We start from the raw sequence: 14,091 nt of genomic DNA on the forward strand, positions 1-14,091 counted from the left end.
GACGACGGCCCCGGCATCCCCGAGGGCCGGCTCGCGCTGGCCGAGGGCGAGGGCAGGCTCGGGGTGGCCCAGTCGATCCGGGGACGGCTGCGCGACCTCGGCGGCAGCGCCGAGGTGATCTCCGTGCCCGGCCAGGGCACCGAGGTCGAGCTGAAGGTACCGAAGAGCGCCGAGGCGGCGCGGGGGAAGGCGGAACGGCGATGACCGAGCAGGACCCGATCAAGGTGATGGTGGTCGACGACCACCCCATGTGGCGCGACGCGGTCGCCCGCGACCTGGCCGAGTCCGGGCTGCGTGTCGTCGCCACCGCGGGCGACGGCGAGCAGGCGGTGCGCCGGGCCAAGGCCGCCGCCCCCGACGTGCTGGTGCTCGACCTCAACCTGCCCGCCAAGCCCGGTGTGCAGGTCTGCAAGGAACTCATCGCCCACAACCCGGCCCTCCGCGTGCTGGTGCTCTCCGCCAGCGGCGAGCACGCCGACGTGCTGGAGGCCGTGAAGTCGGGCGCCACCGGCTATCTGCTGAAGTCGGCGTCGACCGGCGAACTGCTGGACGCGGTGCGCCGTACCGCCGTCGGCGACCCGGTGTTCACCCCCGGCCTCGCCGGGCTGGTCCTCGGCGAGTACCGGCGGCTGGCCGCCGAGCCCGCGCCGGCTCCGGATGCGGGAGCGCCGGGCGCGCCCCGGCTCACCGAGCGGGAGACCGAGGTGCTCCGCCTGGTCGCCAAGGGCCTGAGCTATAAGCAGATCGCGGAACGCCTGGTCATCTCGCACCGCACGGTCCAGAACCACGTCCAGAACACCCTGGGCAAGCTCCAGCTGCACAACCGGGTGGAACTGGTGCGGTACGCGATCGAGCGGGGCCTGGACGACGACTGATTCACCGGTTTCGCCCTTCCCACCTCGTTGTGTGACCTGTATCACCATTACCGTGGCTGAGTCGGTCATCGCGGCGAAGGGACGGACCATGCGCGTGGGAGTGCTGACCGGGGGCGGCGACTGCCCGGGCCTGAACGCCGTCATCCGGGCCATAGTCCGCAAGGGGGTCCAGGAGTACGGCTACGACTTCACCGGCTTCCGGGACGGCTGGCGCGGCCCCCTCGAAGGCCGGACCGTCCCGCTCGACATCCCCGCCGTGCGGGGCATCCTCCCGCGCGGCGGCACCATCCTCGGCTCCTCGCGCACCAACCCGCTCCAGGCCGAGGACGGGGTGCGCCGGGTCCGGGAGCACCTCGCCGAGCAGGAGATCGACGCCCTGATCGCCATCGGCGGCGAGGACACCCTCGGCGTCGCCGCCACCCTGTACGAGGAGCACGGCTTGCACTGTGTGGGCGTGCCCAAGACCATCGACAACGACCTCTCCGGCACCGACTACACCTTCGGCTTCGACACCGCCGTCAACATCGCCACCGAGGCCATCGACCGGCTGCACACCACCGCCGAGTCCCACATGCGGGTGCTGGTCTGCGAGGTGATGGGCCGGCACGCGGGCTGGATCGCGCTGCACTCCGGGCTCGCCGGGGGCGCCAACGTCATCCTCATCCCCGAGCACCGCTTCGACCTGGACGAGGTGTGCGGCTGGATCACCTCCCGCTTCGAGGCGGCGTACGCCCCGATCGTGGTCGTCGCCGAGGGGGCGATGCCGAGCGACGGCGAGCTGGTGCTCAAGGACGAGTCGCACGACTCCTTCGGGCACGTCCGGCTGTCCGGGGTGGGGGAGTGGCTGGCCAAGCAGATCGAGCGGCGCACCGGCAAGGAGGCCCGCACCACCGTGCTCGGGCACGTCCAGCGCGGCGGCACCCCGAGCGCCTTCGACCGCTGGCTCGCCACCCGCTTCGGGCTGCACGCCATCGACTGCGTCCGCGACGGCGACTTCGGCAAGATGGTCGCCCTCCGGGGCACCCGCATCGAGCGCATCCCGATCTCCGAGGCGACCGCCCGGCTGAAGACGGTCGACCCGGAGCTGTACGCGGAGGCCGGGGTGTTCTTCGGCTGACCCCCACTACGAGCCGGTGCGCGCAGTCAACAGCCCGGAGACCAACTCCCGCAGCAGATCGGCACCGTTGACGGTCAGCACCGACTCCGGGTGGAACTGCACCGACGCGAACCGGCCGGCGCGCAGCGCGTGCACCTCGCCGTCCGGCGTACGGCTTACCTCCACGCCGTGCGCGGCGAGTTCACGCGCGGTCTCGTCGTCGCAGCGGGCCGTGAAGCTGTTGTAGAAGCCGACCGTCTCCGCCCGCCCGAACAGGTCGATCACCGTCTGCGCCCCCTGGTACGGCACCCGCTTGCGGACGATGTCGAGCCCCAGCTCCGCCGCGATCAGCTCGTGCCCCAGGCACACCCCGAGCACCCCGTGCCGGTGCTCGCGCAGCACGGTGGCCGTCAGCTCGCGCAGCCGCCGCATCTTCGGGTCGGCCGCGTCCGAGGGGTCACCGGGGCCGGGCCCCAGCACCACCGGACCCTCGTGCGCCCCCACCACCTCCGCGAGCCCCGGTTCGTCGAAGCGCCGTACGGTCACCTCCAGGCCGCCCGAACGCAGGACGTGGGCCAGCATCGCGGTGAAGGTGTCCTCGCCGTCGACCACCAGCGCGTGCGCGCCCAGCGGGGCGGCCGGCTCCCGCATCCGCAGCCAGAAGGGCGCCAGCGCCGAGCGGCGCCCGTCGAGTGCGGCCCGCACCCGCGGGTCGTCCGCCAGCCGGGGCCGCTCCCGCTCGGTGCGCGGCCGGGCGGGCCGTACCCCGAGCGCGGCCAGCACGCCCGCCGCCTTCGCGTGGGTCTCGGCCACCTCGCCGGCCGGGTCCGAGCCGCGCACCAGGGTCGCGCCCACCGGCACGCTCAGCCGGCCGTCGGCGGCGATGTCGGCGGTACGGATCAGGATGGGGGAGTCCAGGGTGCGGGCGCCCCCGGCGTCCCGGCCGAGCAGGGCCAGCGCACCCGCGTAGTAACCGCGTCCGGTGGGCTCGTACCGCTCGACGACCCGGCAGGCGTTCTGGACCGGCGAGCCGGTGACGGTCGCGGCGAACATGGTCTCGCGCAGCACGTCCCGGACGTCCAGCGAGGTCTTGCCGCGCAGCTCGTACTCGGTGTGCGCGAGGTGGGCCATCTCCTTGAGCCGGGGCCCGATCACCACCCCGCCCCGGTCGCCGACGGTGCACATCATCTTCAGCTCCTCGTCGACCACCATGGACAGCTCCTCGGTCTCCTTGGCGTCGCCGAGGAACTCCAGCAGGTGCTCCGGGGTCGGGCCCCCGGCGGGATAGCGGTACGTCCCGCTGATCGGGTTCATCACCACCGTGCCGCCGGACATCCGCACATGGACCTCGGGACTCGCCCCGACCAGCGTTCGGTCCCCGGTGTGCACCACGAACGTCCAGTACGCGCCCCGCTCGCCCGCCAGCAGCCGCCGGAACAGCGCGAGCGCGTCGGCGCGGGAGAAGCCGGGGATCTCGCCCCGGTAGGTCCGCCGGATCACGAAGTTGGCGCCCTCACCCCGCCCGATCTCCTCGCGCAGCACCCGGCCGACGATCTCCCCGTACTCGTCGTCCGGCACGTCGAACCCGCCGTCCTCGACCCGCACCGGATGGGCGGGCAGGGTCTCCAGCGCGGTGGCGAGCGGGACCTCGTACGACTCCTCGGGGTGGAGCACCAGCAGCGGGGTGCCGTCGTCGCGGACGTCGAAACCGCGCTCGCGGATCTGCCGGAACGGGATCAGCGCGAGGCCCTCGTCGGGCAGCTCGGCCAGCTCCTCGTGGGCGGTGACCGGGCCGAGCAGCACCTCCACCGAGGAGGTGTCGCGGCCGGGGGCGCGGCGGTGCAGCAGGGCGAAGGGCCGGTCGCCGTCGGCGAGACGGGCCAGGTCGGGCTGGTTCATGGGGTCCTCTTGCGTGCGTCGGGCGGTCCGGAAAGCGGGACGACGGACGCCGTTCGTGGAACGGACCCCGGGAAACACCGAAGGCCGCCCCTCGGGCGGCCTTCGCGTAAGTCTCGGTAGTGCGCGCGAATCAGTGGGCCGCCGGAAGAGCGGTCCACCACCAGTTCTGGATCTGCTGCGCGAACATGGCGCCGACCCTACCGCATCGGCCCGGCCCGGCGCGGGGAAGGGCGTCCACGGACCAGTCACCCCGTCTCACCTTTCGAGCGGGGCCGGGAGCACCGGTCGTGACCCCGTAATGTGGGGAGGGTGACCGTGAACGCTGATTCCCGAGCCGTGGCCGCCGAGGCGACCTGGCGAGACCTGCCCGCGGCGCAGCAGCCCGAATACCCGGATACCGAGGCTCTGCGCGAAGTGATCGCTGAGCTGTCGACCTATCCGCCCCTCGTCTTCGCGGGCGAGTGCGACCAGTTGCGCGCCCGCCTGGCGGCCGTCGCCAAGGGGGAGGCGTTCCTGCTCCAGGGCGGCGACTGCGCCGAGTCCTTCGACGCGGTGGGCGCCGAGCACATCCGGGCCAAGGTCAAGACGATCCTCCAGATGGGCGCCGTGCTGACGTACGCCGCGTCCGTCCCGGTGGTCAAGGTCGGCCGGATCGCGGGTCAGTACTCCAAGCCGCGCTCCAAGCCCACCGAGACCCGTGACGGCGTGACCCTCCCGGTGTACCGGGGCGACTCCGTCAACGGCTTCGACTTCACCGAGAAGAGCCGCTACCCGGACCCCGAGCGGCTGAAGCGGATGTACCACGCCTCCGCCTCCACGCTGAACCTGGTCCGCGCCTTCACCACGGGTGGCTACGCCGACCTGCGCCAGGTGCACGCCTGGAACCAGGACTTCGTGAAGTCCTCGCCCTCCGGCCAGCGTTACGAGCAGCTCGCCCGCGAGATCGACCAGGCGCTGAACTTCATGCGGGCCTGCGGCGCGGAGCCGGAGGAGTTCAAGACCGTCGAGTTCTACTCCTCGCACGAGGCGCTGCTGCTGGACTACGAGTCGGCGCTGACCCGCGTGGACTCCCGCACCGGCAAGCTGTACGACGTCTCCGGGCACATGGTGTGGATCGGTGAGCGCACCCGGCAGATGGACGGCGCGCACATCGAGTTCGCGTCCAAGATCCGCAACCCGATCGGCATCAAGCTCGGCCCGACCACCACGGCCGAGGACGCGCTGCGCTACATCGACCGTCTCGACCCCGACCGGGAGCCGGGCCGGCTGACGTTCATCGTCCGCATGGGCGCCGACAAGATCCGCGACCGGCTGCCCGAGCTGGTGGAGAAGGTCACGGCGTCCGGTGCCACGGTGGCCTGGGTGACCGACCCGATGCACGGCAACACCTTCGAGGCGGCCTCCGGGCACAAGACCCGGCGTTTCGACGACGTGCTGGACGAGGTCAAGGGCTTCTTCGAGGTCCACAAGGGCCTGGGCACCCACCCCGGCGGCATCCACGTCGAGCTGACCGGCGACGACGTGACCGAGTGCGTGGGCGGCGGTGACGAGATCTTCGTCGACGACCTGCACCAGCGCTACGAGACGGCCTGCGACCCCCGGCTCAACCGCAGCCAGTCGCTGGACCTCGCCTTCCTGGTCGCGGAGATGTACCGGGACCAGTGAGCCCGCGGCGGCGCCAAGCGTGAAGTGGGGCGCGGATCACACGAGATCCGCGCCCTCGCGCTTCACCGCCCCCCGGCCTCTGGGTTAGGTTAGGTTTGCCTCACCGAGATCCGGCGACGGCAACGATCGGCGGTCCCGTCGGGAGGTGAACCTGGTGTTCGTCTGCAGTTGCTTCGGCATCACCGAGCAGCAGGTCAAGCAGCACGCCGCGGACGGCGCCTGCACCCCGCGCCAGATCGCCTCCGCCTGCAAGGCCGGCACCGACTGCGGTGGCTGCGTCCGCCGCATCCAGGCCCTCCTGGGCCGGGGTGCCTGCCCTCGCCGCGAGCAGATCGCCGAGCGTCCGCCGGTGCTCGTCACCGCCGCCGAGGCACCCGTACGCCGCCTCGGTGACGCCGCCTGAGGGTTCGGCTCAGCCCTCGGTGTCCGGCTGGACCTGCTCGATCACCGTGGACAGGTAGAGCGACTCGCCCAGCTTCTCGATCAGGTCGAGCTGGGTCTCCAGATAGTCGATGTGCAGCTCCTCGTCGGCGAGGATCGCCTCGAAGACGTTGGCCGAGGTGATGTCACCCTTGGCGCGCATGATCTCCACGCCCCGGCGCAGCCGGTCGATGGCCTCGACCTCGATCTGCCGGTCCGCCCGGAACATCTCGGTCACCGTCTGGCCGACCGAGACATGGAAGAGCCGCTGGTAGTTGGGCAGGCCGTCCAGCATCAGGATGCGGTCGGTCAGGGACTCCGCGTGCCGCATCTCGTCGAAGGACTCCGCCCGGGTGTACCGGGCGAGCTTCGTCCACCCCTTGTGGTCCTGCAGCTTGGCGTGCAGGAAATACTGGTTGATCGCGGTCAGCTCGGCGGTGAGCTGTTCGTTGAGCAGCTCGATGACCTCGGGGTCGCCTGACATCGGGGTGGGCTCCTTCCGGACATTCCTGGCAGATCCTGCCGCATGATCCCACCGGAGCCCCGGACCGTCCAGTAAGCGCACACTTAGTGGGTAATGCCGGAAATGTCCCTGCGCTGGTCCGATGCACCCCGCCGGGTCTGTCAGGATGGAGACATGGGTCATCCGGTGGAACGCGCGTCTGGAACGGGGGCAGCGGCAGATCTTCCGCCGGGGCAGCGGCTCCAGCGCGGCTGGCCGGTCACGCACTACGGGCCGGTACCCAAGTTCCGCCCCGAGCGCTGGGACTTCCGGGTCTTCGGCGCCACCGCCGACGGCGAGAAGCGGTCCTGGACCCACGAGGAGTTCACCGCCCTGCCGTACGCCACCGTCGTGGCCGACCTGCACTGCGTGACGAAGTTCAGCATGCTCGGCGCGGAGTGGGGCGGGGTGCCCGCCCGCGCGATCCTCGACCTGGTGCCGCCCGCCCCCGACGTCACCCATGTCATGGTGTGGGCCGAGTACGGCTTCAGCGCCAACCTCCGGCTGGCCGACTTCGCCGACGAGCGCACCATCTTCGCCATCCACAAGGACGGCGAACTCCTCACCGCCGAGCACGGCTTCCCGGCCCGCCTGGTCGTCCCGCACCTGTACGCCTGGAAGGGCCCCAAGTGGGTCCGGGGCGTGGAGTACATGACCGCCGACCGCCGGGGCTTCTGGGAGCAGCGCGGTTACCACAACGTGGGCGACCCCTGGAGGGAACAGCGCTACTCCTACCAGGAGGAGCCGGGCGACGGTCCGGAGCTGTAGCTCCGAGAGGCCCTAGTCGTCCCTGAGGCGCTTCAGCCGGGCCACGTCCGCCGCGTGGCTCTCCTTGCCGCCGGGGGTCTCGATGACCAGCGGGACGCCCGCCGTGGCCGGATGAGCCATCAGCGCGCGGAACGGCTCCGCGCCGATGTGTCCGGAGCCGATGTTCTCGTGGCGGTCCTTGTACGCGCCGGCCACGTCCTTGGAGTCGTTGGCGTGGATCAGCTTCAGCCGCCCCTCGCCCACGGTCTCCACCAGCAGATCGAGGGTCTGCCGCATCCCGTCCGGGCCGGTCAGGTCGTGCCCGGCGGCGTAGATGTGGCAGGTGTCGAGGCAGACGCCGAGCTTGGGGTGGGCGTCCAGCGCCTCGAAGTACGGGCCGAAGTCCCAGGTCCGCGAGCACAGCGAGGAACCCTGTCCGGCCGTCGACTCCAGCAGCAGGAACGGGTCGTCGTCGTGGGTCAGCTCGTCCAGCAGCGGCAGCAGATGCTCGCGCACCTGCTTCAGGGCCACGTCGCGCGGGCGCCCGCCGGTCGCACTGCCGGTGTGCACCACCACGCCGAGCGCCCCGATGTCCCGCCCGCGCCGCAGGGAGTGCCGCAGCGAATCCACCGACCGCTCCACCGTCGCCTCGGTGTGCGAACCGAAGTTGATCAGATAGGGCGCGTGCACGTACGCCGGTATCGACTCCGCCGCGCAGGCCGCCCGGAAGGCCTCGTCCTGGGCCGGGTTGCCGGCCGGGGTGGCCCAGCCGCGCGGGTTGGCCACGAAGACCTGGACGGTCTCCGCCTCCAGCTCACGGGCGTACGGAAGTCCCGTCGCGTGCAGCCCGCCGGCCACCGGCACATGGGCGCCGACGGGGTTGCGAAGGGAACCGGGGACGGTGAGGGGAGCTGCGGGGGACGGCTGGAGTGTCACCCGTTCAGGGTGTCACGCCGTCCCACGCGCCCGGACCGGCGGCCGTGGTGAGACCGGTCACCGGATGGTGATCGTGATCTCCGAGCCCTTGGGCGCCTTGTCGCCGCCCGCCACCGACTGCTTCTTCACGGTGTCGCCGAACAGCCCCAGCAGCCCGCGGTCCTCGCGCACCTCGAACCCGGCCGCCTCCAGCTGCTGGTGGGCGTCGTCCACGCTCGAGCCGACCACGTCCGGCACCTTCACCATCTCGGGGCCCTTGGACAGCGTCAGCGTCACCGTGTCGCCCTCGGCACCCTGCGCGCCGGGTTCCGGCGACTGGGAGACGACCTGGCCCTTGTCGTAGTCGGAGTTGACGCGCTCGGTGGCGATCCTCACCTGGAGACCGGCGTCGGTCAGGTCCTGGCGCGCGCTCTCCGCGTCCTCGCCGCTGACGTCCGGGATGTCGACGGGGGCGCCCTTGCTGACGACCAGCGCGATCGCCGAACCGGCGTGCCGCTCGGTGCCCGCCTTCGGCGTCGTACGGATCACCGAGCCCCGCTCGGCCTCGTCGCTGAACTCGCGGGTGACCATGCCCGGCTCCAGACCGGCCGCCTTAAGCCGCTCCCGCGCCCGCTCCAGCGGCTGCCCCGCCAGCCGGGGCACCGGGACGGTACGCGGGCCCAGCGAGACCGTGAGCCGCACCGAGGCGTGACCCCGCACGCGGGACCCGGCCGAGGGGTCGGTGCTGATGACCGTGCCCCGGTCCACCGTGTCGCTGTAGGCGCGCTTCACACCACCCACCTCGAGCCCGGCCGCCCTGAGCCGCTGCTCGGCCTGCTCCTGGGTGCGCGACAGCACCGGCGGCACCTTGGTGAACTGGCCCGAGTTGATGTACCAGACCCCGCCGCCCACGCCGAGGACGACCAGCACCGCGACCAGCAGCGTCAGCAGCCCGCGCCGGGACCGTCGGGCGCCTCGCCGGGTGGGCGGGGGCTCGATGTCGGTCGTGTGCAGCACGCTCGTGACGTCGCGGCCGTCCTCGCCGTCCCCGTCGACCGGGAGCGGCCGGACCGTCATGGCCCGCGGCAGGACGCTCGTCCGGTCGCCCGCGTTGTCGTGGGCGCCGGAGAGGGCCTGCGGCGGCAGTGCGTCGAGCTGTTCCTCGGTGAGCGTGCCGCGGACCCGCAGCACCTCGCCGAGCAGCGCGGCCGCGTCCGCGGGACGCAGGGCCGGGGTGCGGGCGGTGGCGGCGGCCACCAGCCCGTCCAGCTCGGGGGCCAGGCCCGGCGCCAGCGCCGAGGGCGGGGGCACGTCGTCATTCAGGTGCTTGTAGATGACCTGGGCGGGGGAGTCCCCGGAGTGCGGCTTGGCGCCGGTCAGCATCTCGTAGAGCACGACACCGCAGGCGTACACGTCCACGCGGGGGTCGGCGGTGCCCTGCTCGATCTGCTCCGGGGCCAGGTAGGAGACGGTGCCCAGGACCGAGCCGGTGGTGCTGGTGACCGTGTCGACCGCCCGCACCAGACCGAAGTCGGCGACCTTGACCCGGCCGTCGTCCCCGATCAGCACGTTCTCCGGCTTCATGTCCCGGTGCACGAACCCGGCCCGGTGCGCGGCGCCCAGCGCGGCGAGCACCGGCTCCACTATGTCCAGGGCCGCCCTCGGCCGCAGCGCGCCCCGCTCGCGCAGTACGTCACGCAGGGTGCACCCGGCGACGTACTCCATCGCGAGATAGACGTAACCCCCGTCGGTGCCCTGGTCGAAGACCTGCACCACATTGGGGTGGGACAGCCGGGCCACCGACTTGGCCTCGCGGATGAAGCGGTCCACGAAGGCGCCGTCGGCGGCCAGCGCCGGATGCATCACCTTGAGCGCCAGGACCCGGTCCAGCCGGACGTCCAGGGCCCGGTACACGGTCGCCATCCCGCCGACGGCGATCCGCGCCTCGACGCGATAGCGGCCGTCGAGCACCTGGCCGAGGAGGGGGTCCGAGAGGGTCATATCCACGCGGGCGAGTCTACGAGGGGTGCGCGGAGGTGGCTCCCGCTGCGCCGTCCGGGTGAGCGGCTGCAGCAGAGCTGTGACCGTTCCGCGAGGTGAATGCCGGGCGCTCGGGGTCGAGGTCCGCGCGCCCCCCGGCGGGGGAGGACGCCCGCGCGAAATGGCGGCGCGGGATGCGTCCGGCCCGCCGCGCCAGGTGCCCGGCGTGCACCGCGTGCCGCATGGCGGAGGCCATCGTCTCGGGGTCCTGCGCGCGGGTGACGGCCGAGGCGAGCATCACACCGGCGCACCCCAGCTCCATCGCCAGCGCCACGTCGGAGGCCGTACCGGCACCGGCGTCCAGGATCACCGGGACGTACGACTGCTCCACGATCAGCTCGAAGTTGTGCGGGTTGCGGATGCCGAGCCCGGAGCCGATCGGGGAGCCCAGCGGCATCACGGCCGCGCACCCCACGTCCTGCAGCCTGCGGGCCAGCACCGGGTCGTCGTTGGTGTACGGCAGCACGGTGAAGCCGTCGTCGACCAGCGTCTCGGCCGCCTCCAGCGTCTCCACCGGGTCCGGCAGCAGCGTCCGCTCGTCGGCCACCACCTCCAGCTTCACCAGGTCGGTGCCGAGCGCCTCGCGGGCCAGCCGGGCGGTCAGTACCGCCTCTCCGGCGGTGAAGCAGCCGGCGGTGTTGGGCAGGACGCGGATGCCGAGCTTCTCCAGCACCGACAGCACCGAGCCGTGCGCGCCGGGGTCGACCCGGCGCATCGCCACCGTGGTCAGCTCGGTGCCGGACGCGACCAGCGAGCGCTCCAGCACGTCCAGACTGGGGGCGCCGCCGGTGCCCATGATCAGCCGGGAGTCCAGGGCCAGGTCGCCGAGGACCAGGGGATCGGTGGGCATGTTCAGCCTCCCTGCACGGCGGTGAGAACCTCGACCCGGTCGCCCTCGGCGAGACCCGTCTCGGCCCACCGGGTGCGCGGGACCACGGTCTCGTTGACGGCGGCGGCCACCCCGGAGGGCGCCGGGGTGAGGACGCGTACGACGGCGTCCAGGGCGGTGCCGGGCGCCACCTCGCGGCGCTCGCCGTTGACGGAGATGTTCATGCGGAGTGCTCCAGAGTGGGGGAGGGGGCGGCGAAGCGGCGCGGCGAGAAGGGACGGGCCACCTCGGGCAGGCCCGCGCCGCACAGCACGTCCGCCATGACGTCCCCGGTGACGGGGGTGAGCAGTACGCCGTTGCGGTGGTGCCCGGTGGCCAGCAGCAGCCCGTCGAGGCCCGAGGGGCCGAGCAGCGGTGCGTTGTCGGGGGAGCCGGGGCGCAGTCCGGCCAGGGTCTCGGTCAGCGGCAGCTCGGTGATGCCGGGCACCAGCTCATGGGCGTCGCGCAGCAGCTCGTACACCCCGCCCGCGGTGACCGTGGTGTCGTACCCCAGCTCCTCGGTGGTCGCGCCGATCACCAGCTCGCCGTTCTCGCGCGGCACCAGGTACACCGGCCCGCCGCGCACCACGGCCCGCACGGTGCGGCTGAGGAAGGGCCGGTAACGCGGCGGCACGGTCAGCCGCAGCACCTGTCCCTTCACCGGGCGCACCGGCGGTACGACCGCCTCGGGCACGCCCTGAAGCCGCCCGCTGAGGCTGCCGCCAGCCAGCACCACCTGACCGGCGGCCAGCGAGGTGCCGTTCCCCGTGGTGATGCCGGTGGCCCGGTCCCCGGCGGTGTCCAGCCGTGCGGCCCACGTGCGGTGGAAGGCCACCCCGGTCCGCTCGCAGGCGGCGAGCAGCGCGGCCGCCAGCCGCCGGGGGTCGATCTGATGGTCGTCGTCGGCCCGCAGCCCGCCCCGCACACCGGGCGCCAGCATCGGTTCCAGCCGTCGGCACTCCCGCCCGGACAGCCACTGGGAGTCCAGCCCGCACCGGAGCTGCAGCTCGTGCACCTCGCGGAGCTGGGCGCGGTCGTCGGTGTCGAAGGCGACGGCCAGCGTGCCCGAGCGGCGGTAGCCCAAGTCGTGACCGGTGGCCTCGGCCAGTTCGGCGGCGAACTCGGGATAGCGGCGCGCGGAGGCCAGATTGAGGGCGAGCAGCCCCTCCTCGCCGTGGTGCAGCTCGGTGACCGCGGCGAGCATCCCGGCCGCGACCCGCGCGGCCCCGCCGCCGGGACCGGGGTCCACCACGGCGGCGGTGAGCCCCCGCCCGGCCGCGCGCCAGGCGGTGACCAGGCCGATGATCCCACCCCCGACGACGAGGACGTCCGGAACACCGGGTCGTTCGGACGTACGTGACGGCATGGGCGTCCCGCCCCTCCCTTCGCCGGCATGATCCGGATCAGGTTCGTACGGTCGGAGGCCGCCAGCCTCCCTCTCAGCCCGGTGCGTCCGGGCTCCCGCGAGTGCAGTTACGGTGGTCAGCCTAGCCGCCCGCGCAGTTCACCCGTAAGGGAGCCCTCGCCCATGCCCCGCTCGCTCGACGGACTCACCCTCGCCCCCGTGACGGACCAGGCACCGGGCCAGGTGGGCACCGGGACCCGGTTCGCCTACCACGAGAGCGAGGGGCGGATCTGGGCCGAGTACGCGGGCGGGGACATCGCACGCGGCCACCTCGTCGGCACCCGCGCCGGGGACCGGCTGGACTTCCGCTACGTCCAGCTCCGGCACGACGGCACCACCGCCTCCGGGCACTGCGTCTCCACCGTGACCGAGCTGCCCGACGGCCGGGTCCGGCTGGAGGAGGAGTGGGAGTGGGAATCCGGGCCGGGCGCGGGCACCAGCGTGGTGGAGGAGGTCGGTGCCGCCGCGCACTGACTGACGGGGAGTCAGGTGACTCAGGGGGTGTCGTCTGGATCAGTTCGACGACGCGGGGTCTGGCACGCACTCCCCCAAGCTCTCCGAGCAGGGGGGACCCCCATCGCGTCGACTCCCTCCTCCGCCTTGCAGCTGCACGCACCAGACCCCGCTCGGGTCGGTCAGAAGGCGCCGTATCCATCCGCCGACCTGATCCAGACGACACCCCCTAAGGTGGCGATGTGAGCGAGCAGAGATCTTCGGCGGGCCAGGCACAGGAACGGCGCGTGGTCGTCGTCGGGGCGGGGATGGCGGGGGTGCAGACCGCCGTCGCCCTGCGCGAACAGGGCTTCACCGGGCCCGTCACCCTGGTCGGCGCCGAACCGCACCAGCCGTACGACCGGCCCCCGCTGTCCAAGGCCATCCTGCTGGGCACCGCCGACGGCTCCGCCTTCGACGTGGACTTCGCCTCGCTCGACATCGACCTCCGGCTCGGTTGCGAGGCGCTCGGCGTCCGCCCCGCCGACCGCGTTGTGGACACCACCGCCGGGCCCGTCCCGTACGACGTGCTGGTGCTCGCCACCGGCGCCGAACCCGTCCGGCTGCCCGGCACGGACGAGGCGCCCGGTGTGCATCTGCTGCGCACCCTGGACGACGCCGAGCGGCTGCGCCCGGTGCTGGCCGCGCAGCACGACGTGGTCGTGGTCGGCGCGGGCTGGATCGGCGCCGAGTTCGCCACCGCCGCCCGCGAGGCGGGCTGCGCGGTGACCGTCGTCGAGGCCGCGGACCGCCCGCTGGCCGGCGCCCTGCCCGCCGAGGTCGCCGCCCCGATGACCGCCTGGTACGCCGACGCCGGCGTCACCCTGCGCACCGGCGCCCGGGTGGCGGCCGTCGAGCCCGGCGCGGTGGTGCTGGACGACGGCGCCCGGCTGCCCTCCGGCGCCGTCGTGGTCGGCATCGGCGCCCACCCCGCCACCGGCTGGCTGGCCGGCTCCGGCATCGCCCTCGGCCCGCACGGCGAGGTGCTGGCCGACGACCGGCTGCGCACCTCCGCCGAGGACGTGTACGCGGTCGGCGACTGCACCTCCTTCCCCTCGGCCCGCTACGCCGAGCGGCTCCTCGTCCACCACTGGGACAACGCCCTCCAGGGCCCCCGTACGGTCGCCGCCGACATCCTGGGCGAGGAGGCGGCGACCGTACGGGGGC

The 14,091-nt window shown here is 72.9% G+C and carries 14 protein-coding genes, 2 pseudogenes and 1 riboswitch; of the genes and pseudogenes, 8 read left to right on the top strand and 8 right to left on the bottom strand.

Annotated elements, in window-relative coordinates; translation table 11 throughout:
• The 3 genes and pseudogenes from CCN33_RS05525 to CCN33_RS05535 form a co-directional block, all read left to right on the top strand.
• A pseudogene (locus tag CCN33_RS05525) lies at positions 1-204 on the top strand (MacS family sensor histidine kinase); the annotation flags it as partial.
• Positions 201-875 carry a response regulator gene (locus tag CCN33_RS05530; protein WP_086691711.1) on the top strand — a complete coding sequence of 225 codons (675 nt, stop codon included), beginning with the start codon at positions 201-203 and terminating at the stop codon, positions 873-875. The pseudogene CCN33_RS05525 and the gene CCN33_RS05530, both read left to right, overlap by 4 nt.
• Positions 876-963: 88 nt before the next feature.
• Positions 964-1,992, top strand: a complete 1,029-nt coding sequence (locus CCN33_RS05535) for a 6-phosphofructokinase (RefSeq protein WP_086691713.1) — start codon at positions 964-966, stop codon at positions 1,990-1,992.
• A gap of 6 nt (positions 1,993-1,998) precedes the next feature.
• On the opposite strand, the gene CCN33_RS05540 is transcribed toward CCN33_RS05535, so the two are convergent.
• The gene (locus CCN33_RS05540; protein WP_086691715.1) at positions 1,999-3,870 is read right to left on the bottom strand and encodes an anthranilate synthase family protein; all 1,872 of its coding nucleotides are present in this window, start codon (positions 3,868-3,870) and stop codon (positions 1,999-2,001) included.
• Positions 3,871-4,000: 130 nt separating this feature from the next.
• Complete coding sequence (locus CCN33_RS33715; RefSeq protein ID WP_350749699.1) at positions 4,001-4,057, bottom strand: trp operon leader peptide; 57 nt, start codon at positions 4,055-4,057, stop codon at positions 4,001-4,003.
• Between the two features lie 122 nt (positions 4,058-4,179).
• Here CCN33_RS33715 and CCN33_RS05545 point away from each other — a divergent pair, with 122 nt between their 5' ends.
• Positions 4,180-5,535 carry a class II 3-deoxy-7-phosphoheptulonate synthase gene (locus CCN33_RS05545; RefSeq protein ID WP_030810233.1) on the top strand — a complete coding sequence of 452 codons (1,356 nt, stop codon included), beginning with the start codon at positions 4,180-4,182 and terminating at the stop codon, positions 5,533-5,535.
• 154 nt (positions 5,536-5,689) lie between these two features.
• Complete coding sequence (locus tag CCN33_RS05550; protein ID WP_086691731.1) at positions 5,690-5,938, top strand: (2Fe-2S)-binding protein; 249 nt, start codon at positions 5,690-5,692, stop codon at positions 5,936-5,938.
• A 9-nt stretch (positions 5,939-5,947) separates the two neighbouring features.
• Here the strand turns inward: CCN33_RS05550 and bfr are convergent, their stop codons facing one another.
• A complete protein-coding gene (gene bfr / locus CCN33_RS05555; RefSeq protein WP_086691717.1) occupies positions 5,948-6,439 on the bottom strand; it encodes a bacterioferritin in 492 nt (163 codons plus the stop codon).
• 153 nt (positions 6,440-6,592) lie between these two features.
• Between bfr and CCN33_RS05560 the strand changes: the two genes are divergently transcribed.
• Complete coding sequence (locus CCN33_RS05560; protein ID WP_086691719.1) at positions 6,593-7,225, top strand: sulfite oxidase-like oxidoreductase; 633 nt, start codon at positions 6,593-6,595, stop codon at positions 7,223-7,225.
• A 12-nt stretch (positions 7,226-7,237) separates the two neighbouring features.
• On the opposite strand, the gene CCN33_RS05565 is transcribed toward CCN33_RS05560, so the two are convergent.
• The 5 genes and pseudogenes from CCN33_RS05565 to thiO form a co-directional block, all read right to left on the bottom strand.
• Entirely contained in the window at positions 7,238-8,140 is a 903-nt protein-coding gene (locus CCN33_RS05565; RefSeq protein WP_086691721.1) for a deoxyribonuclease IV, read from the bottom strand.
• A 57-nt stretch (positions 8,141-8,197) separates the two neighbouring features.
• A complete protein-coding gene (pknB, locus tag CCN33_RS05570) occupies positions 8,198-10,126 on the bottom strand; it encodes a Stk1 family PASTA domain-containing Ser/Thr kinase (protein WP_086691723.1) in 1,929 nt (642 codons plus the stop codon).
• 91 nt (positions 10,127-10,217) lie between these two features.
• Positions 10,218-11,009 (bottom strand): annotated as a pseudogene (locus tag CCN33_RS05575) (thiazole synthase); the annotation flags it as partial.
• A 2-nt stretch (positions 11,010-11,011) separates the two neighbouring features.
• The gene (gene thiS, locus CCN33_RS05580; RefSeq protein ID WP_030810212.1) at positions 11,012-11,212 is read right to left on the bottom strand and encodes a sulfur carrier protein ThiS; all 201 of its coding nucleotides are present in this window, start codon (positions 11,210-11,212) and stop codon (positions 11,012-11,014) included.
• Positions 11,209-12,393, bottom strand: coding sequence for a glycine oxidase ThiO (thiO, locus tag CCN33_RS05585; RefSeq protein ID WP_086691727.1), 1,185 nt, complete (start codon positions 12,391-12,393; stop codon positions 11,209-11,211). The genes thiS and thiO overlap by 4 nt, the downstream gene beginning before the upstream one ends.
• A riboswitch (TPP riboswitch) is annotated at positions 12,390-12,502 on the bottom strand. (Overlaps the previous gene by 4 nt.)
• A 53-nt stretch (positions 12,503-12,555) precedes the next feature.
• Here thiO and CCN33_RS05590 point away from each other — a divergent pair.
• Positions 12,556-12,906 (top strand): avidin-fold protein, encoded by a 351-nt coding sequence (locus CCN33_RS05590; protein ID WP_031179936.1) that lies wholly within the window; start codon positions 12,556-12,558, stop codon positions 12,904-12,906.
• 287 nt (positions 12,907-13,193) lie between these two features.
• Positions 13,194-14,091: NAD(P)/FAD-dependent oxidoreductase (locus tag CCN33_RS05595; protein WP_425275827.1), on the top strand; the 898-nt coding region annotated here is incomplete at its 3' end.

The sequence above is a fragment of the Streptomyces recifensis genome, from assembly GCF_002154615.1.
GTDB lineage: Bacteria > Actinomycetota > Actinomycetes > Streptomycetales > Streptomycetaceae > Streptomyces > Streptomyces griseoluteus.

Excerpts from the sequence above, each read along its gene's own strand:
- CCN33_RS05530 (WP_086691711.1), top strand. The coding sequence starts at position 201 with ATGACCGAGCAGGACCCGATCAAGGTGATGGTGGTCGACGACCACCCC.
- CCN33_RS05535 (WP_086691713.1), top strand. The coding sequence starts at position 964 with ATGCGCGTGGGAGTGCTGACCGGGGGCGGCGACTGCCCGGGCCTGAAC.
- CCN33_RS05540 (WP_086691715.1), bottom strand. The coding sequence starts at position 3,870 with ATGAACCAGCCCGACCTGGCCCGTCTCGCCGACGGCGACCGGCCCTTC.
- bfr (WP_086691717.1), bottom strand. The coding sequence starts at position 6,439 with ATGTCAGGCGACCCCGAGGTCATCGAGCTGCTCAACGAACAGCTCACC.
- CCN33_RS05560 (WP_086691719.1), top strand. The coding sequence starts at position 6,593 with ATGGGTCATCCGGTGGAACGCGCGTCTGGAACGGGGGCAGCGGCAGAT.
- thiS (WP_030810212.1), bottom strand. The coding sequence starts at position 11,212 with ATGAACATCTCCGTCAACGGCGAGCGCCGCGAGGTGGCGCCCGGCACC.
- thiO (WP_086691727.1), bottom strand. The coding sequence starts at position 12,393 with ATGCCGTCACGTACGTCCGAACGACCCGGTGTTCCGGACGTCCTCGTC.
- CCN33_RS05590 (WP_031179936.1), top strand. The coding sequence starts at position 12,556 with ATGCCCCGCTCGCTCGACGGACTCACCCTCGCCCCCGTGACGGACCAG.